Source organism: Mesorhizobium sp. KACC 23794, from assembly GCF_052180275.1.
In the GTDB taxonomy this organism is placed as follows: Bacteria; Pseudomonadota; Alphaproteobacteria; order Rhizobiales; family Rhizobiaceae; genus Kumtagia.
Genome location: NZ_CP197465.1, coordinates 3632974 through 3651434, shown reverse-complemented (window position 1 = coordinate 3651434; position 18461 = coordinate 3632974). Strand labels below are relative to the sequence as shown.

Here is an 18461-nt window from a genome sequence, read left to right as displayed (position 1 = left end):
GGCGTCGACCCCAGGCGTCTCGTCTCACTGTCAGGCGAATGCGGCGAACCCTGCGCCGTATCCGAATTCCGCTGTCGACGCGGGGAATCTCCCCGTTCAGATGTCGATCGTCTCGCCTACCTTCGGCAGCACGATTTCGGTGCCGCCGCCTTCAAGACCCGCGGCGAACTTGTCGGCGCTCTGGTCGAGCGCTCCGAAGGTTGCGAAGTGGCAGGGGATGACTTTCTTGAAATTGAAGAAGCGTTTGCAGGCGAGCGCGGCCACCGCGCCGCCCATGGTGAAACGGTCGCCGATTGGCACGATGCCGATCTCCGGCTGGTGCAGTTCCTCGATCAGCGCCATATCGCCGAAAATATCGGTATCGCCCATGTGGTAGAGCGAGCGGCCGTCTGCGAAATGCAGGACCAGCCCGAGCGGGTTGCCGAGATAGGTGTTCGAGCCGTCGCCATTGTTGAAGGACGAGGAATGCAGCGCCTGGACGAAGGTGGTGGTGAAGCCGCCGCAATCGACCGTGCCGCCGGTGTTGCCGGGATTGATCCTGTCTCCGGCTGCCCCCTGGCCTACGAGGTACATGCAGACCTCGAAATTGGCGACGAGCTGTGCGCCGGTCTTCTTCAATATCTCAACGGCGTCGCCGATATGGTCGTTATGACCATGGGTGAGCAGCAGATGGGTGACGCCCTCGGCAGGTCCTTCCCAGCCACGCGACCACGAGGGGTTGCTGCTCAGGAACGGGTCGATCAGGATATTCGCGCCGCCCGTCTCGATGCGGAAAGCCGAATGGCCGTACCAGGTGAGTTTCATGCCGATGTCCTCGATTTCAGTGGCGGCAGAAGATAGAACGGCGGCAGCCTGAAAGGAAAGCCCGTGCCGGTCGTCGCCATAGAAACCCTGCCCGATCTCCTGAGCGGCGGCCGCACGCTTGCCGGGCTGGACCTCGGCGAAAAGACCATCGGTGTCGCCGTGTCGGACCGGGGCCTCTCCTTCGCGCACCCCCGCCCGGTGATCCTGCGCAAGAAGTTCACGGCGGACGCCGAGGCGTTGCTGAAACTGCTGCAGGCCGAACAGACAGGCGCGATCGTCATCGGCCTGCCGATCAACATGGATGGCAGCGAGGGTCCCCGCGTCCAGGCGACGCGGGCCTTCGTGCGCAACATGCAGCGGCTGACCGACCTGCCCTTCGTCTATTGGGACGAGCGGCTGTCGACGGTGGCGGTGGAGCGCACGCTGATCGAGATGGATTTTTCGCGGGCCAAGCGGAAAGGCAAGATCGATTCGGCGGCGGCCGCCTTCATCCTGCAGGGCGTGCTGGACCGCCTTCAGGCGCTTGGCGAATCCGGCGCGGCAGACTGGCCGGAATAGCGCTCGCGCTGCCTGCGCAGCCAGGCCACGATCTCGCGGCGGCGGCGGAACGCCCAGATGGCCACCAGGATGAGGGTGTCGAGAATGCACGCCTTGGCGATGAGCCAGGGGACCGTGGCGGGGTCGACACCCATGATCTGCCCGGCAAGCTGGAAATAGATGTCGTGGATCTGCCGCGACAGCATGAGGTAGCCGAAGTTCATGTCGTAATAGGAGAGGCCGAACCAGCCCCAGAAGATCGCCAGCGGCAGCGCCCAGATCGTCAGGATGTAGCGCATCAGTGATCGAAACTCCGCCGGCCCTCATGGGTCGCCACGAAACGCGACAGGCGCGCCGTCTGCGACGCATCGATCGCCTTGACGCGGGCGGCGAGCCGCAGTTCCTCGCTGTCCGCCTCCGGCTCCGGAGCGAGCTGCTGTTCAGCCCTGATGGCAACGTAGGAGGCGATCAGCGCGGCGAAATGCGCGGCCATCGCCGGAAACAGGCCGTGGGTGGCCTTGATCGTTCCAACCAGCAGCATGAGCGTCATCAATCCGGACGCGGCGGCGAATGCCATCCGCAAGACCTCCTCCCCGGCCACCCGGTTGCCGCCCGAGACGAAGAACGTCACGAAGGCCCACCAGAACAGCACGGAGCAGATGGCGAAGCCGAACGACACGGCAGCCTTCATGACCGGCACCGAAGCCAAGAAGACGTCCGGGCCGGACATGTCTATGCCGAAGAAGGTCAGCCCGTTGGCCGCGCCGTCCTGGCCGCCGAATATGGCGAGGCCCGCCAGCAGGGAGAACAGCACGGCCCAGTGCAAAACCAGAAAAAGAGTCAGTAACCGCGGCATGCTGTCCTCGTTCGCGCATTACAGACTGGGGCCGTTGCGGCTCCGGCGCAACGTAAACCATTTGTTAAGGTTAACGGCCTGGGGAAATGCGCTTGCTCGCCGGGCTCAGCTGCCTGGATAGAGCGTGTCGAGGATGAGCGACGGGTCGTGGCGTGGCGCCAGCATGCCGTAGGTGGTCCGCCACTGGCCGGCGAGGCGCGTCTCGACGAAGGCGTCGGCGATGCGGCCGGCGCCGATGCGCCGGAGTTCGGCCGCCGCCGCCGACAGTGCCAACTGCTCGGTCAGCACACGGGCGGATCCCTCGTCGGAAGACGCGACCTGCATGGCCGCGCGCAGCACGCCGACCGTCCCTGCCCCGCCCGAGCCCAGGTCGCGCGAAATGCCCGCCAGCACTTCCTCGAACAGTGCCGGCCCGCGGCCCAGCACGCGCAGCACGTCGAGCGCCATGACGTTGCCGGAGCCTTCCCAGATGGCGTTGACCGGCGCCTCGCGATAATAGCGGGCGAGCGGCCCCTCCTCCACATAGCCGTTGCCCCCGAGGCATTCCATGGCTTCTGCCAGCAGCGTCGGCGCCACCTTGCAGACCCAGTACTTCACCACCGGCGTCATGACGCGGGCAAAGGCTGCCTCGCCGCGGTCTTTCGCCGCCTCGTCGAAGGAGCGCGCCAGCCGGAACGACAGCGCGGTGGCGCCGGCGACGTCCAGCGCCATGTCGGCCAGCACGCGTTGCATCAGCGGCTTTTCGATCAGCGCGCCGCCGAACACTTTCCGGTGCCGCGCATGATGCACGGCCTCGGCCAGGCCGGCGCGCATGATCGCGGCCGATGCGACGGCGCAGTCGAGCCGGGTCAGCGTCACCATGTCCATGATCGTCTTGACGCCGGCGCCAGGGTCGCCGACGGGCTCGCCGACCGCGCCTTCGAACTCCACTTCGGAGGAAGCATTGGAGCGGTTGCCAAGCTTGTCCTTCAGGCGCTGGAAGCGAAAACCGTTGCCGTTGCCATCGCTCATGATGCGCGGCACGAGGAAGCAGGTCAGCCCTTCCGCCGCCTGCGCCAGGACCAGGAAGGCATCCGACATCGGCGCCGACATGAACCATTTGTGGCCGGTGATGCGGTAGAAGCCGCCCCCTGCCCGCTCGGCGCGCGTCGTGTTGGCACGGACATCCGTGCCGCCCTGCTTCTCGGTCATGCCCATGCCAAGCGTCAGGCCGGCCTTCTGGATCGGTGGCTTCTGCGTCTGGTCGTATTTGCGGCTGGTGATTCGCGGCGCCCACTCGCGAAAGAGTTTCGGGCTGGCCATCAGCGCCGCCAGCGAGGCGCTGGTCATGGTGATCGGGCAGAGATGCCCCGCTTCGAGCTCGGCGGTCAGGTAGAACCGCGCAGCCCGCACCTGGTGGCGGCGGCCGGTCTCCATCTCGCCGTTTTCCCAGACGGAAGAATGCAGCCCGCCGGCGATTCCGCGCCGCATCAGTGCGTGGTAGGCCGGATGATATTCGACGATGTCGAGACGCCGGCCCTGCCGGTCGTGAGTCCTCAGCTTCGGGGTCTCTGCATTGGCGAGGCGCGCAAGCTCCTGCGCCTCCTGGCTCAATACGAATTTGCCGTGCGCATCCAGTTCCTTGCGAACGGGCTCGGAAAAATCCTCCGCCAACTGCACGAGCAGCGGATCGCCGCGCCATGCATTGCCTCCGGCAAGCGGCGGCGGCTGGTTCGTTACCTCGTGCGTCACGCCGGATCTCTTTCCCCTGCGCCCTCGAATCCAAGCGCTTCGAGAGACTTATAAACGAAGGAAAGCGGCAAACGCGACGAAAAAGGGGAAGGTACTACGCCGCCCGCACCGACACGATCTTGCCGTCGGCGTCGATGACGCAGGTGGTCGGCTTACCGCCCGCGTTGAGTTCCACCTGATAGTTCTTCGCGTCCAGCTTGCGCGAACTCACCGGCAGCACCTTGCTGCTTTCCACCCCGGCCGATCGCGCCGCTTCGTTGGCGCACAGCAGTTGCAGGTCGGCCGGAGCCGTCTCCAGCGTCGTCCTTGCCATCTGGTCCGGCGTCGGACCTGTCGTGCAGGCGCTCGCGGCCATCGCCAGGGCGGTTGCAAACGACAGACCGGGCAACGGCCCGACTGCCCTCTTTGCGGATGTGCTCATCGTCCCCTCCTTTGAAAGAAGTCATACCCCCTTGTAGAGAGCGGCCCCCTGCATCAGCACGATGACCTTGGCGCCGATCTCGATGCGCGAATGCAGGTCGACGATGTCGTCATTGTTCATGCGGATGCAGCCGGACGACACGTCGAGGCCGATGGTCCAGGGCTCCGGCGTGCCGTGGATGCGATAGATCGTGTCCTGGCCGCCCTCGTAGAGATAGAGCGCCCGCGCGCCGAGCGGGTTGTCGGGACCGCCGGGCTGGCCTCCGGCCCATTTTCGCGCATTCGGATCGCGCGCCACCATTTCGGCGGGCGGCGTCCAGATCGGCCATTCGGCGGTGCGCCCGACACGCACGATGCCGGCCCAGCCAAAACCGTCGCGCCCGACGCCGATGCCGTAGCGGATCGCCTGCTGGCCGGGCTGGACGAGATAGAGAAAATGCTGATTGCCGTCGATGATGATGGTGCCCGGTTTCTCCGCCGTGCGGAACTTCACCATTTGCGGGCGAAAAGCTTCGGGAACCTGCTTGTGCTGCCGCCAGTATTTGTAGGCCTTGGTACGGTCGTAGCTGGTCCACGTCCGCGTCTTCGGATCGTAAACCTGGGTTCCACCGGCGGCGAACGATACCGCTGTCGCCAGCATCAGCCCAGCGGCGAACAGCGCGCCGAGTTTGATCATCCGGCCGCGCGTAACTGTGCTGGAAAACGTTGGACGGTTGAAGGCTTCGGTCATGGCTTGGCCCACCCGTCGACGCGCGCCTGGTTTTTCGCGACCCACTGCTCCGCGAAGGCGTAAGGGTCCTGCCGCTCGACCTGCAATGCATAACTCATGTCGATCGCCTCATCGGGCTTGAAATCGATACGCTCGAGGAAGCGGACGACATCCGGGTGCTTCTGGCGCAGCGAAGTGGCGTAGGCGATATGATAATGGGCTGCATCCCAGCCGACGGCGGCGTTCGATTTCGACAGCCAGTTTGGGTCCTCGCTGGGCAGCACCACCTTCCATTTGGCGGGGTCGTAGGGCGGCTCGGTCAGGCGCACGATGTCGTGCAGCTTGAACACGGCATGCGGCGCGTAGCAGGCAAAGACCATCGGGCGCCCGGTCGCCTCGGCGGCGTCCACGGCCGCCATGCCGACATCCTCCTGCACTTCCAGCAGCGTGAGGGTCTTGGCATAACCGTAGCTGTTGGCCCGGATGCGTTCGATCTCGGTGGACGACCATGTCGGCGCGCCGATCCACAACTCGCCGCGGCCATCGCCGTCGGTGTCGAGCACGGATGTCTTCTTCTCGTCGCTGAGGTCCGCGATGTCGCGTATGCCGTCCTTGTCCGCCGTCACCTTGGTGGCACAGATGCCCTGCCAGGCCGGCACGCCGATGGGGCTCATTGCGACCGTACCGGCATCGGTGACGTAGCGTTTGACGAGACTGTCGAGGTTGGGCAGCCAGACTTCCGGATGGATGTCGACCTGGCCGGAATCCAGACCGGCGAAGGCGATCATCGTGCCCATCTCGACGGCATCCGCGTCGAGGCCGAACTCCTTCTTCAGCGCCACCTTCAGAATGTTGGCGGTGGCCTGACCGGATGACCAGTTGGGCATCGCGATCACCAGGTCGGCAGCCTGGGCGCCCATGCAAGAAAGGCCAAGCGTCGATGCCGCCAACGCGGTCTTCATCCAAGACCATGCGCAGAGCATGCGGAGTCCCTCTCAACCGTGACGCGCCCCGCCGATAATTTTACATGTCTGGGGACGAAGCGCAATTTGCATCCTTCATCGTTGTCAAGGAAAAGCTGCATGGGCGGAGTCACCACCGTCAGGCACGCCCGTGCAGCCAAGGCTGGACTCTCGAACGCCTCCGAGCCGGCGGCACGAACAGTTGCCGGCATCTTGTTGACGACATCGGATATCGTCTTGTGGCAAGGCTGTGTGCAGCCTATAGCAGCCGCTTGAGATGACCGACGCCGCATCCCTGCCGCTATACCCTCACCGCCACCTTCTAGGCATCCGCGACCTTTCGGCGGCCGATGTCGAGCATCTGCTCGACCGTGCCGATACCGCAGTCGGGATCTCGCGGCAGTCGGAAAAGAAGACGTCGACGCTGCGCGGGCGCACCCAGATCAACCTCTTCTACGAGGCGTCGACCCGCACGCAGTCGTCGTTCGAACTGGCGGGGAAGCGTCTCGGCGCCGACGTCATGAACATGAGCGTCGCCAGTTCCTCGGTGAAGAAGGGCGAGACACTGATCGACACGGCGATGACGCTCAACGCCATGCGGCCGGACATATTGATCATCCGCCACGCCTCAGCAGGTGCCGCCGCGCTGCTGGCGCAAAAGGTCGGCTGTTCGGTGGTCAATGCCGGCGACGGCGCGCATGAGCACCCGACGCAGGCGCTGCTCGACGCGCTGACCATCCGACGCGCCAAGGGAAAACTGCGCGGGCTGGCGGTGGCGATCTGCGGCGACATCCTGCATTCGCGGGTGGCGCGCTCCAACATTTTGCTGCTCACCGCCATGGGCGCCTATGTGCGTGTCGCCGCGCCCTCGACGCTGCTGCCCGCAGGCATCGAAAATATGTCGGTGGATGTCTGCGCGACCATGGAGGATGCGCTTCGCGACGCCGATGTGGTGATGATGCTGCGCCTGCAGCGCGAGCGCATGGCCGGCGCCTTCGTGCCGTCGACGCGCGAATATTTTCATTATTACGGCCTTGATGCCGAGAAGCTGAAGGTTGCGAAAAGCGATGCGCTGGTCATGCATCCCGGCCCGATGAACCGCGGCGTCGAGATCGCCTCGGAAATCGCCGACGGCCCGCAGAGCGTCATCCAGGAGCAGGTGGAGATGGGCGTCGCCGTGCGCATGGCGGTGATGGAGGCGCTGCTCGATCCGCGCCGCAATCCCGAAGGGCGCGCCGGATGACCGTCACCGTCTTTTCCCACGCCCGCGTCGTCGACCCGTCGCGCGGCATTGATGAAGTTGGCGCCGTCATCGTCGACGGCAACAAGATTCTGGCGGCCGGCGCCTCGGCGCTGAACCAAGGTTTTCCGGGCGGCGCCACCGTCGTCGACTGCATGGGCAAGACGATGCTGCCCGGACTGGTCGATGGCCGCGTCTTCATCGGCGAACCCGGCGCCGAGCATCGCGAGACCATCGCCTCGGCCAGCCGTGCGGCTGCGGCAGGCGGCGTCACCTCGATCGTCATGATGCCGGACACCGACCCGGTGATCGACAATGTGGCGCTGGTGGAATTTGTACTGCGCACGGCGCGTGATACGGCGGAAGTCAACGTCTTCCCTGCCGCCGCCATCACCAAGGGCCTTGAAGGCGTCGAAATGACGGAATTCGGCCTTTTGCGCGAAGCAGGCGCGGTTGCCTTCACCGACGGCCGCCACTCGATCGCCAATGCGCTGGTGATGCGCCGGGCGCTGACCTATGCGCGCGATTTCGGCGCGGTCATCTGCCATGAGACGCTGGACCGCGACCTCGCCGCCGGCGGGGTGATGAACGAGGGGCTGTTCGCAAGCTGGCTCGGCCTGCCGGGCATTCCGCGCGAAGCCGAATCGATCCCGCTGGAGCGCGACCTCGCTCTCGCCCGGCTGACGCGAGGCCGCTACCACGCCGCAAAGATATCGACGGCGCTGTCGGCGGCGGCGGTCGCCCGCGCCAAGTCTGACGCTGCCAATGTGACGGCGGGCGTATCGATCAACCACCTGTCGCTGAACGACAATGACGTCGGCGAGTACCGCACCTTCTTCCGCCTGTCGCCGCCTCTGCGCGCCGAGGAAGACCGGATCGCCATGATCGAGGCGCTGCGCGACGGGACCGTCGACATCATCGTATCCTCGCACGACCCGCAGGACGTCGACACAAAACGCCTGCCCTTCGCCGATGCTGCCGACGGGGCGATCGGGCTGGAAACGCTGCTCGGCGCGGCCTTGCGCCTTTACCACAATGACGACGTGCCGCTCATCCGCCTGATCGAGGCGCTGTCCACGGCGCCGGCCAAACTCTTCGGCCTGCCCGGGGGCACGCTGAAGCCCGGCGCGCCCGCCGACCTGGTGCTGGTCGATCTCGACGAGCCATGGGTGGTGCGCGAAAGCGATATCCGCTCGCGTTCGAAGAACACCTGCTTCGAGGGTGCGCGGTTGCAGGGCCGCGTTTTGCGTACGCTGGTTGCCGGACGCACGGTTTTCGAGGCATAGTTCCAGGGAGCGGCGCGAGCCGCCCCGGGGGAGGCTCATGACGATCAATCTCATTGTCGCGGCGGTCTTCGGTTATCTGCTCGGCTCGATCCCGTTCGGGCTGCTGGTGACGCGCGCTGCCGGGCTGGGCGATGTACGCAAGATCGGCTCCGGCAACATCGGCGCCACCAATGTGCTGAGAACCGGCAACAAGGGCCTGGCGGCTTTGACGCTGCTGCTCGACATGCTGAAGGGCACGGCCGCAGCGCTGGTCGCCGGATATTTTTCTCCCGAACTCGGCCTCGCCGCCGGTTTCGCCGCCTTCATCGGCCACATCTTCCCAGTCTGGCTCGGCTTCAAGGGCGGCAAGGGCGTGGCGACCTATCTCGGCGTGCTGCTCGGGCTTTCCTGGCAGGCGGGGCTGGTCTTCGCCGTGGTCTGGATCGCCCTCGCCTTCCTGCTGCGTTACTCCTCCGCCTCGTCGCTGACCGCGGCCGTCGCTACCCCGGTCTTCCTCTATTTCACCGGCCGCACCGATCTTGCGGTCGTGTTCGCCGTCATGTCGGCGATCATCTGGATAAAGCATCACGCCAACATCTCGCGCCTGCTCGCCGGCACGGAAACAAGGATAGGCGCCAAGGGATGACTCAGGCCCGGCCGCTGCTTTCGGAGCGTCAGCGGCTCGCCTGGCTGAGACTGATCCGCACGCCGAATGTCGGACCGGCGACTTTCCGAGACCTGATCAACCGGTTCGGCTCGGCCGAGACGGCGATCGAGGAACTGCCGGGCCTCATGCGCAATGCCGGCGCCGCCGCAGCGCCGCGCATCCCGCCCGTGTCGGCGGCGGAGGCCGAAATGGAAAAGGCGAATCGCTTCGGCGCGCGTTTCGTCGGCATCGGGGAACCCGACTATCCGCCGCAGCTGAGGCGCATGGATTATCCGCCGCCGCTGATCGCGGTAAAGGGCAATGGCGCGATCTTTTCGCTGCCGGCCGTGGCAATTGTCGGCGCTCGCAACGCTTCGCTCGCCGGGCTTAAGATGGCGCGCATGCTGGCCGCGGCCGTTGGCAAGGAAGGGTATGCAGTCATCTCCGGCCTGGCGCGCGGCATCGACACAGCCGCCCACGAGGGCAGCATCGCCACCGGCACGGTCGGCGTTCTGGCCGGCGGACTCGACCGTCCCTACCCCCCCGAGAATGCCGGCCTGTGCGAACGCATCGCCGAGAGCGGAGCGGTCGTCACCGAGATGCCATTCGGCTGGGAGCCGCGCGCCCAGGATTTTCCGCGCCGCAACCGCGTGGTGGCCGGGCTGGGTCTCGGGCTGGTGGTGGTGGAGGCGGCCCGCCGATCGGGTTCGCTGATCAGCGCGCGGCTCGCCAATGAGATGGGCCGGATCGTCTTTTCGGTGCCAGGCTCGCCACTGGACCCGCGTGCCGAGGGCGCGAACCGGCTGCTGAAGGACGGCGCCGTGCTGGTGACGTCAGCCGAGGACATTTTGGACGCGCTGGCGCCGCTGACGCTCACCGAATCGCCGCCGGAGATCGACCTCGACGAGCCGCCGGATTTTTCGGACGCTCCGACGCCCGCCGAGACGGATCGCTCGAAGATCCTGGAGGCGCTCGGCCCCGTGCCGACCGGCATCGACGAACTGATCTGGCACACGGGCCTGCATCCCGCCCAGGTGTTCATGATCCTGCTGGAGCTCGATCTCGCCGGACGGCTGGAGCGCCACTCAGGTGGCGCTGTGTCGATTGTCTTCCCCGATCCGTAGCGGCCTTTCGCTGCGCATAACCTCGCCGGCCTCGGAGATGGCCATTCCGATGAGGTAGGCGAGCATTTCGCATCGCTCGGCTTCGGCCATGCCCCGCAGCTGGCGGAGCATGGAGTGGATATAGTCTAGCTGTTCGGTACGGCGTTTTCCAAGAATAGGACGCATGATGCTCATCCCGATCGAACCATGTGCGCGTCAACCGAGCCCCCGCCCGAACTGGCCGCCACCCGTCACTGCAATCGTCAGTCGCATCACATTTATCACAATAACCTAAGATTGCAAGGAATTTTTACCTACGATTTCGGTTGTATTGACGGCCGCAAGACGCCATTTTCGACCAGCGCCCTTGACCGATGGGCTTTCCGCAGCCATTTGACGAACCCGAACGGATTGCGAACGGCTTGGAGCCGTTGCGACAGGGGGCAGTCCACCAAGCAGAAACCTGGGTAGTCCATGGACGTCGTCGTCGTCGAATCGCCTGCGAAGGCAAAGACAATCAACAAGTATCTCGGCCGCAACTACAAGGTTCTGGCCTCCTACGGCCATGTCCGCGACCTGCCGGCCAAGGACGGATCGGTGCGTCCCGACGAGGACTTCGCCATGTCGTGGGAAGTCGACGGCCCCTCCTCCAAGCGGCTCGGCGACATCGCCAAGGCGATGAAGGACGCCGACGGCCTGATCCTCGCAACCGACCCGGATCGTGAAGGCGAAGCCATATCCTGGCACGTCCTGGAGGTGCTGCAGCAGAAGCGCGCGCTGAAGGGCAAGCCGGTCAGCCGCGTCGTCTTCAACGCCATCACCAAGCAGTCGGTGCTGGACGCCATGGCCAATCCACGCCAGATCGACGCGCCGCTGGTCGACGCCTATCTGGCGCGCCGGGCGCTCGACTATCTGGTCGGCTTCACCCTGTCGCCGGTCCTGTGGCGCAAGCTGCCGGGTGCCCGCTCCGCCGGTCGCGTCCAGTCGGTGGCGCTGCGGCTGGTCTGCGACCGCGAGGCCGAGATCGAGCGCTTCGTGCGCCAGGAATACTGGCAGATCGCCGCGACGCTGGCGACGCCGCGGAGCGACCTGTTCGAGGCGCGGCTGACCGGTTTCGAGGGCAAGCGGCTGCAGAAGCTCGACATCAACAATGGCGAGCAGGCCAATAACATCAAGGCGATGCTGGAAGGCGCGACGTTCCGGGCGCTTTCGGTCGACGCAAAACCGACGAAACGCAATCCCGGTCCCCCCTTCACCACCTCGACCTTGCAGCAGGCGGCGTCGTCGCGGCTCGGCTTCTCCGCCGTTCGCACCATGCAGGTCGCCCAGCGTCTCTACGAGGGCATGGACATCGGCGGCGAGACGGCGGGACTGATCACCTATATGCGTACCGACGGCGTGCAGATGGCGCCCGAGGCGATCTCCGCGGCCCGCGGCGCGATCACCAAGGAATTCGGCGAGAAATATCTGCCGGAAAAGCCGCGCTACTATTCGGCCAAGGCCAAGAATGCGCAGGAAGCCCACGAGGCGATCCGCCCGACCGATTTCTTCCGCACGCCGGCGTCCGTGCGCCAATATCTCGATGCCGACCAGGCGCGGCTCTACGAGATGATCTGGAAGCGCGCCATCGCCAGCCAGATGCAGCCGGCCGAGATCGAGCGCACCACGGTCGAGATCGAGGCGCTGAACGGCGGGCGCACCGCCAGCCTGCGTGCCGTCGGCTCGGTCATCCGCTTCGACGGCTTTATCGCCGCCTATACCGACCAGAAGGAAGAGGACGCGGCTGACGACGAGGAAGGTGGTCGCCTTCCGGAAATCCGCGCCGGCGAAGGGCTCGACCGCAAGTCGATCCAGGCGACGCAGCACTCGACCGAACCGCCGCCGCGCTATTCGGAAGCGACGCTGATCAAGAAGATGGAGGAACTCGGCATCGGCCGCCCTTCCACCTACACGGCGATCCTGAAGACGCTGGAAGACCGCGAATATGTGGTCATCGACAAGCGCAAGCTGATCCCGCATTCGCGCGGCCGGCTGCTCTCCGCCTTCCTCGAAAGCTTCTTCGCCAAATATGTGGAGTATGACTTCACCGCCGGACTGGAGGAGAAACTCGACGAGATTTCCGATGGCAAGCTGGTCTGGAAGGACGTTCTGCGCGACTTCTGGAAAGACTTTTCGGCGGCCGTCGCCGAGACCAAGGATCTGCGCGTCGGCGACGTGCTGGAGACGCTGAACGAGGAACTGGCGCCGCTGATCTTTCCCGCGCGGGAAGATGGTTCCAACCCGCGCATCTGCCCGAAATGCGGCGCCGGCACGCTGTCGCTGCGGCTCGGCAAATACGGCGCCTTTGTCGGCTGCTCGAACTATCCGGAATGCGGCTACACCCGCCAGCTCGGCGATGCCGCCAATGGCGAGGGCGAGAATGGCCAGGGCGAGGATGGCGGCACCAAGGTGCTGGGCAGCGACCCCTACACCAACGAGGAGATCACGCTGCGCAGCGGCCGCTTCGGCCCGTACCTCCAGCGCGGCGAAGGCAAGGAAGCCAAGCGCTCCAGCCTGCCCAAGGGCTGGACGCCGGACAGCATCGACCACGAGAAGGCGCTGGCGCTGCTGGCGCTGCCGCGCGATGTCGGAAAACATCCCGAAAGCGGTAAGATGATCTCCGCCGGCCTCGGCCGCTACGGGCCGTTCGTGCTGCATGACGGAACCTACGCCAACCTGGACAGCATCGAGGACGTGTTCTCGATCGGCCTCAACCGGGCAGTGACGGTGATCGCCGACAAGCAGTCCAAGGGCAAAGGCGCCCGCGGCGGCACGCCGGCGGCGCTGAAGGATCTGGGAGACCACCCCGACGGCGGCGGCAAGGTCACCGTGCGAGACGGCAAATACGGTCCTTATGTGAACTTCGCCAAGGTCAACGCCACGCTGCCGAAGGGCAAGGACCCGGCGTCGGTCACCATGGAGGAAGCGCTGGTGCTGATCGCCGAGCGCGAGGCCAAGACCGGCGGCGGCAAGAAGCCGAGCACCGCAAGACGGCCGGCAGCCAAGGCCAGTGCGAAGAAACCCGCCGCGAAGACGTCGGCGGCCAAGAAGCCTGCCGCGAAAAAGACGGCTGCGAAGAAAAAGGAATAGGACCGGTTGGCGAAAAAACCGACTCCGCCGAGAGAGGAAAGCGGCAAGAGCCCGGCCTATGGGCCGGGCGCGCATCCGAGGACGGCGGGCGACTTCCGGCCGAGCCGCGAGGACCTTCTCAGCTACATCGAGGAAAACCCGGACAAGAGCGGCAAGCGCGACCTCGCCCGCGCCTTCTCGCTGAAAGGCGCTGATCGGGTCTGGCTCAAGGACACGCTGACCGATCTTCACGACGAAGGCCTGATCGAGAAGGACAAGAAGCGGCTGAAGCGTCCGGGCTCCCTGCCCCACGTCGCCGTGCTCGACATTTTTTCCCGCGACGCCGACGGCAATCTGCTGGCGCGGCCTGCCGAGCGCGACGCTTCCGATACGCCGGTGGTGGTCACCATCAAGACCGCCAAATCCAGCGGTGGCCGGGCGCCCGGCGTCGGCGACCGCGTGCTGGCAAAAACCTTCCGCAATGACGGTCCAGGTCCGGCCTATACGGCGCGGGTGATGAAGGTGTTCGACAGGCGCGCCGACACCGCGCTCGGCGTATTCCGCACTTTGTCCGGCGGCGGCTTGCGCATCGTCCCGGTCGAGCGCGGCAAGCCGGAGATGGAAGTGCCGGAGGAATTCCGTAACGGCGCTGATGACGGCGACCTCGTCGAGGTCGAGACCGGCCGCTCGACGCGCTACGGCCTGCCGCAGGCGAAGGTCGTGGCGGTGCTGGGCTCGCTGGCCAGCGAGAAGGCGGTCTCGATGATCGCCATCCATGCCCATGGCATTCCGCATATCTTTCCCGCTGAAGTGCTCGCCGAGGCCGAATCGGCCGCACCCGTCGGCATGGACGGGCGCGAAGACTGGCGTGAAATGCCGCTGCTCACCATCGATCCGGCCGACGCCAAGGACCATGACGACGCAGTCCATGCCGTGCCGGACGCCGATCCGGCCAATCCCGGCGGCGTCATAGCGACTGTCGCAATCGCCGATGTCGCGTCCTACGTGCGGCCCGGAACCGCGCTCGACCGCGAGGCACTGAACCGTGGCAACTCGGTCTACTTCCCCGACCGCGTCGTGCCGATGCTACCCGAGCGCATTTCCAACGACCTCTGCTCGCTGAAGGAAGGCGTCGACCGCCCGGCGCTCGCGGTGCGCATGACATTTGCCGCCGATGGCCGCAAGCTGCGCCACACTTTTCATCGCGTCATGATGCGCTCGGTCGCGAAACTCTCCTACCCCCAGGCGCAAGCCGCAATCGACGGCGTTACGGATGAGAAGACGGCACCGCTGCTCGACACGGTGCTGAAGCCGCTATGGGACGGCTATGCCGTGTTGAAACGCGGACGCGACAAGCGCGGGCCGCTCGACCTCGACCTGCCGGAACGAAAAATCCTGCTGAAGCCGGACGGTACGGTCGACCGCGTCATCGTGCCGGAGCGCCTCGACGCCCACAAATTGATCGAGGAGTTCATGATCCAGGCCAATGTCTCGGCCGCCGAGACATTGGAGGCCAAACGCCAGAAGCTGGTCTACCGCGTCCACGATTCGCCCTCGCTGGTGAAGCAGGAATCGCTGCGCGAGTTCCTGCAATCCATCGGCATCTCGCTGGCGCGCGGCGCCGAACTGCGTACGCAGCAGTTCAATTCGATCCTCGACCGTGTCCGCGACGGCGAACATGAGGGCTTGGTCAACGAGGTGGTGCTGCGCACCCAGAGCCAGGCGGTCTATTCGCCCGACAATCTCGGGCATTTCGGCCTGAATCTCCGCCGCTATGCGCATTTCACCTCGCCGATCCGCCGCTATGCCGACCTCATCGTGCATCGTGCGCTGATTTCGGCATTGGGGCTGGGCAAGGACGGGCTGACGGCCACCGAGGAAGCGCGGCTGGAAGACATATCCGAACTGATCTCGACCACCGAGCGCCGCGCCATGGCAGCCGAGCGACAGACCGTCGACCGGCTGATCGCCGCGCATCTGGCCGAGCAGATCAATGGCGAGTTCAACGGCCGTGTCTCCGGCGTGACCAAGGCGGGACTATTTGTCCAATTGCCGCAGTTCGGAACAGATGGCTTTGTGCCCGTAGCAACTCTCGATGCCGATTACTATGTATTCGACGAGACGGCGCGGGCCCTGGTGGGCGAACGGACGGGCAAGGGTTTTCAGCTTGCCGACGCCGTGCTGGTGAAACTCGTCGAGGTCGCGCCGCTGGCCGGCGCGCTCCGCTTCGAGATGCTGAGCGAGCCGAAGCCCCTGCCGGGCGCCAAACGGTCGTTTCATAAGGCCAAGGCCCGGCAAAAGCGTGGGCGCGCCACCATGTCGCGCGGCCCGCGCGGCAGGAGATGACGATGGAAGAACAGGTTTTCGGCGGCGTCAATCATACCGGAAAAGTCGCCCGGCCGCTGTGGACGGCAATGAAGCGCGGCTTCCTCGGCCGCTGCCCGCACTGCGGCGAAGGAAAACTGTTCCGCTCCTTCCTGAAGACGGTCGACCGCTGCGAGCACTGCCACGAGGAGATGTTCCACCACCGCGCCGACGACCTGCCCGCCTATCTGGTGGTGGTCATCGTCGGCCATATCGTCGTCGGCGCCTTCATGGGCGTCGAGGCGACGAGCACGCTGTCGACCTGGCAGCACCTGGCGATCTGGGTGCCGCTCACCATCGCCCTGGCGCTGGCGCTGCTGCGTCCGGTCAAGGGCGCCGTCGTCGGCCTGCAATGGGCGCTCTATATGCACGGCTTCGGCGGCGAGCACGATCTGATCGAGCAGCATCCCGAGGCATGACGGCCGCCCGCTGGCCCAAGGCTCGGTCGAAAAGGGTGGTTCCATCGCCGTCCTCGCTCCGTTAAGGGAAGCCCTATGGACGGAATGAGCCGAACCGACCTCGACAAGGCCGAAGCCAAGGATTTCGCCCTCGGCAAGGGGCCGCTGCGGCCGCGCGATGCGGCGACCCTGATCCTTCTCGATCGGCAGGACGGCGCGGTCAGGGTGCTCATGGGCCGCCGCCATGCGCGTCATGCCTTCATGCCTGGAAAATTCGTCTTCCCGGGCGGACGCACCGACCCCGGCGACAGTTTTGTGGCGGTCGCCGAAGACCTCCACCCCGACGAACAGCAAAACCTCCTCCTGCGCACCGGCCGCGCCGGCCCGGTACGGGCCCGCGCCATTGCGCTTTCCGCCGTCCGCGAGACCTATGAGGAGGCCGGACTGCTGATCGGCCGCAGGGCGGACTTCAAGACGCCGAAGGCAGGCTGGCAAGGTTTTGCCGAAAACGGCGTGGTGCCCTCGCTGGAAGGACTTCGCTACCTCGCCCGCGCCATCACGCCACCCGGCCGCGTGCGCCGCTACGACACGCGGTTCCTCGCCGCCTGGAGGGAAAGCGTCGTGGTCGAACTGCCCGGTGGCGGACCGACGGAGGAACTGGAGGAACTCGTGTGGCTGCCGCTCGATGAAGCGAGAAAGGCCGACATCCCCACGATAACGCGAACCGTGCTCGGCGAACTCGAGCAGCGGCTGGCCTTCGACCCCCTGCTGCGTCCCGGCGGCGTGGTGCCGTTCTATCGCATGGTCCGCAACCGCTTCGTCCGCGAAACCCTCTAACCCTTACCAGCAAGTTCATACATGACCGGCAGTGTTCATCCAGGGGACGATCACGTGCGTATGCGCTGGCGGCCGATCTCAGCCGCCATCGCGTCGATCAGCGTGGTCGGCATCGCCATCGGCCTCGGCATGCCGCTGCTCAGCGTCATCCTCGAATCGCGCGGCTATTCGGCAAGCCTGATTGGCCTGAACACGGCGATCGCCGGTGTCGCCTCCATCGTCGGCGCCCCTCTGGCGACGCCGCTGGCGATGCGCTTCGGCGTGGTCTGGACCATGGCGGCCATGATCCTGCTCGGCGCGCTGGCCTTCATGGGGTTCTATTTCGCCACCGCCTTCTGGATGTGGTTCCCGCTGCGCGTCGTGCTGCACATCGCGCTCACCGTGCTGTTCATCCTCTCGGAGTTCTGGATCTCGTCGTCGGCGCCGCCGCACCGGCGCGGCTTCGTGCTCGGCATCTACGCCACGGTGCTGTCGCTCGGTTTCGCGCTGGGGCCGTGGCTGTTCTCGCGCATCGGCAGCGGCGGCTTCGCGCCGTTCGGAACCGTCTTCGTACTCGTCATGTTCGCGCTGGTGCCGGTGGTGGCCGCCTGGCGCGAGAGCCCCGACATCCATCCGAGCGGCGACGAAAGCGGCCATTTCCTGCGATACATCTGGCTGGTGCCGACGGCGACCGCCGCGGTGCTGGTGTTCGGCGCGGTCGAAACCGGCGGCTTCGCGCTGTTTCCCGTCTATGGCGCGCGCAGCGGTTATTCGGAAGGCGACGCCGCTCTGCTGCTCACCATGATCGGCCTCGGCAACGTGCTTATGCAGATCCCCATCGGCATGCTCAGCGACCGGGTGCCCGACCGCCGCTACCTGCTGCTCGGCTGCGCCACGATAGGTCTCGCCGGCATGATCTTCCTGCCGAGCGTGGCGGGCAACTGGCACATCATGGCGGCGGTGCTGTTCGTCTGGGGGGGCATGGTCGCCGCGCTCTACACGGTCGGCCTCGCGCATCTCGGCTCGCGGCTTTCCGGCCATGAGCTCGCCAACGCCAATGCCGCCTTCGTGCTGTGCTACGGGCTCGGCATGGTGCTCGGACCGCAGGCGATCGGCATCGGCATGGACCTGTTCGGCAAGGAGGGTTTTGCCGGCGCGCTGGCGCTGTTCTTCCTGTTCTACATCGTGCTGGCGGTCGTCCGCATCGCCATGTCGCGACGCCGCGCTTGACTTTCCGGCAGCGATCTTTATGTGTCGCGGCAGTTTTCCGCGCCGGGGTTCCGCCCCTTAGAGGCGGTTCGAACCCCAGTCTGTTGAACGGAACCTATCCATGGCAAAAGCTGCGAACATCAAGATCAAGCTGCTCTCCACCGCCGACACCGGCTTCTTCTACGTGACGAGCAAGAACAGCCGCACCAAGACCGACAAGTTCTCCTTCCGCAAGTACGATCCGATCGCGAAGAAGCACGTCGAGTTCAAGGAAACCAAGATCAAGTAAACTT

18 protein-coding genes are annotated in these 18461 nt (G+C 65.6%); 11 read left to right on the top strand and 7 right to left on the bottom strand.

The window, feature by feature from the left end:
* Positions 1–96 precede the first annotated feature (96 nt).
* Entirely contained in the window at positions 97–804 is a 708-nt protein-coding gene (locus tag ACSBOB_RS17845) for a metal-dependent hydrolase (protein WP_442577443.1), read from the bottom strand.
* Between the two features lie 63 nt (positions 805–867).
* Here ACSBOB_RS17845 and ruvX point away from each other — a divergent pair, with 63 nt between their 5' ends.
* Positions 868–1362: a Holliday junction resolvase RuvX gene (ruvX, locus tag ACSBOB_RS17840; protein ID WP_442577442.1), complete on the top strand. Its 495-nt coding sequence runs from the start codon at positions 868–870 to the stop codon at positions 1360–1362.
* Here ruvX and ACSBOB_RS17835 read toward each other — a convergent pair.
* The 6 genes from ACSBOB_RS17835 to ACSBOB_RS17810 form a co-directional block, all read right to left on the bottom strand.
* Positions 1320–1640: a DUF6105 family protein gene (locus tag ACSBOB_RS17835; protein WP_442577441.1), complete on the bottom strand. Its 321-nt coding sequence runs from the start codon at positions 1638–1640 to the stop codon at positions 1320–1322. The genes ruvX and ACSBOB_RS17835 overlap by 43 nt on opposite strands.
* On the bottom strand, positions 1640–2197 hold the full coding sequence (locus ACSBOB_RS17830; RefSeq protein ID WP_442577440.1) for a hypothetical protein: 558 nt from the start codon (positions 2195–2197) through the stop codon (positions 1640–1642). The genes ACSBOB_RS17835 and ACSBOB_RS17830 overlap by 1 nt, the downstream gene beginning before the upstream one ends.
* A gap of 105 nt (positions 2198–2302) precedes the next feature.
* On the bottom strand, positions 2303–3928 hold the full coding sequence (locus ACSBOB_RS17825) for an acyl-CoA dehydrogenase family protein (protein ID WP_442577439.1): 1626 nt from the start codon (positions 3926–3928) through the stop codon (positions 2303–2305).
* 94 nt (positions 3929–4022) lie between these two features.
* A complete protein-coding gene (locus ACSBOB_RS17820; protein WP_442577438.1) occupies positions 4023–4349 on the bottom strand; it encodes a hypothetical protein in 327 nt (108 codons plus the stop codon).
* A 21-nt stretch (positions 4350–4370) separates the two neighbouring features.
* Complete coding sequence (locus ACSBOB_RS17815) at positions 4371–5024, bottom strand: L,D-transpeptidase (protein WP_442583760.1); 654 nt, start codon at positions 5022–5024, stop codon at positions 4371–4373.
* Positions 5025–5074: 50 nt separating this feature from the next.
* Positions 5075–6019 (bottom strand): ABC transporter substrate-binding protein, encoded by a 945-nt coding sequence (locus ACSBOB_RS17810; protein ID WP_442577437.1) that lies wholly within the window; start codon positions 6017–6019, stop codon positions 5075–5077.
* A 277-nt stretch (positions 6020–6296) separates the two neighbouring features.
* On the opposite strand from ACSBOB_RS17810, the gene ACSBOB_RS17805 reads away from it, so the two are divergent.
* The 10 genes from ACSBOB_RS17805 (at position 6297) to rpmG (ending at position 18457) form a co-directional block, all read left to right on the top strand.
* Positions 6297–7262 (top strand): aspartate carbamoyltransferase catalytic subunit, encoded by a 966-nt coding sequence (locus ACSBOB_RS17805; protein ID WP_442577436.1) that lies wholly within the window; start codon positions 6297–6299, stop codon positions 7260–7262.
* A complete protein-coding gene (locus tag ACSBOB_RS17800) occupies positions 7259–8545 on the top strand; it encodes a dihydroorotase (RefSeq protein WP_442577435.1) in 1287 nt (428 codons plus the stop codon). The genes ACSBOB_RS17805 and ACSBOB_RS17800 overlap by 4 nt, the downstream gene beginning before the upstream one ends.
* 37 nt (positions 8546–8582) lie before the next feature.
* The gene (gene plsY / locus ACSBOB_RS17795; protein ID WP_442577434.1) at positions 8583–9170 is read left to right on the top strand and encodes a glycerol-3-phosphate 1-O-acyltransferase PlsY; all 588 of its coding nucleotides are present in this window, start codon (positions 8583–8585) and stop codon (positions 9168–9170) included.
* Positions 9167–10294 (top strand): DNA-processing protein DprA, encoded by a 1128-nt coding sequence (gene dprA, locus ACSBOB_RS17790; protein ID WP_442577433.1) that lies wholly within the window; start codon positions 9167–9169, stop codon positions 10292–10294. Before plsY ends, dprA begins: the two co-directional genes overlap by 4 nt.
* A gap of 453 nt (positions 10295–10747) precedes the next feature.
* Positions 10748–13402: a type I DNA topoisomerase gene (gene topA / locus ACSBOB_RS17785; RefSeq protein WP_442577432.1), complete on the top strand. Its 2655-nt coding sequence runs from the start codon at positions 10748–10750 to the stop codon at positions 13400–13402.
* Positions 13403–13528: 126 nt separating this feature from the next.
* Positions 13529–15727 carry a ribonuclease R gene (rnr, locus tag ACSBOB_RS17780; protein WP_442583759.1) on the top strand — a complete coding sequence of 733 codons (2199 nt, stop codon included), beginning with the start codon at positions 13529–13531 and terminating at the stop codon, positions 15725–15727.
* A 2-nt stretch (positions 15728–15729) separates the two neighbouring features.
* The gene (locus ACSBOB_RS17775) at positions 15730–16164 is read left to right on the top strand and encodes a DUF983 domain-containing protein (RefSeq protein WP_442577431.1); all 435 of its coding nucleotides are present in this window, start codon (positions 15730–15732) and stop codon (positions 16162–16164) included.
* Positions 16165–16239: 75 nt separating this feature from the next.
* Positions 16240–16980, top strand: a complete 741-nt coding sequence (locus ACSBOB_RS17770; protein WP_442577430.1) for an NUDIX hydrolase — start codon at positions 16240–16242, stop codon at positions 16978–16980.
* A 60-nt stretch (positions 16981–17040) separates the two neighbouring features.
* Entirely contained in the window at positions 17041–18189 is a 1149-nt protein-coding gene (locus ACSBOB_RS17765; RefSeq protein WP_442583758.1) for an MFS transporter, read from the top strand.
* A 100-nt stretch (positions 18190–18289) separates the two neighbouring features.
* A complete protein-coding gene (gene rpmG / locus ACSBOB_RS17760) occupies positions 18290–18457 on the top strand; it encodes a 50S ribosomal protein L33 (RefSeq protein ID WP_396648615.1) in 168 nt (55 codons plus the stop codon).
* Positions 18458–18461 lie beyond the last annotated feature (4 nt).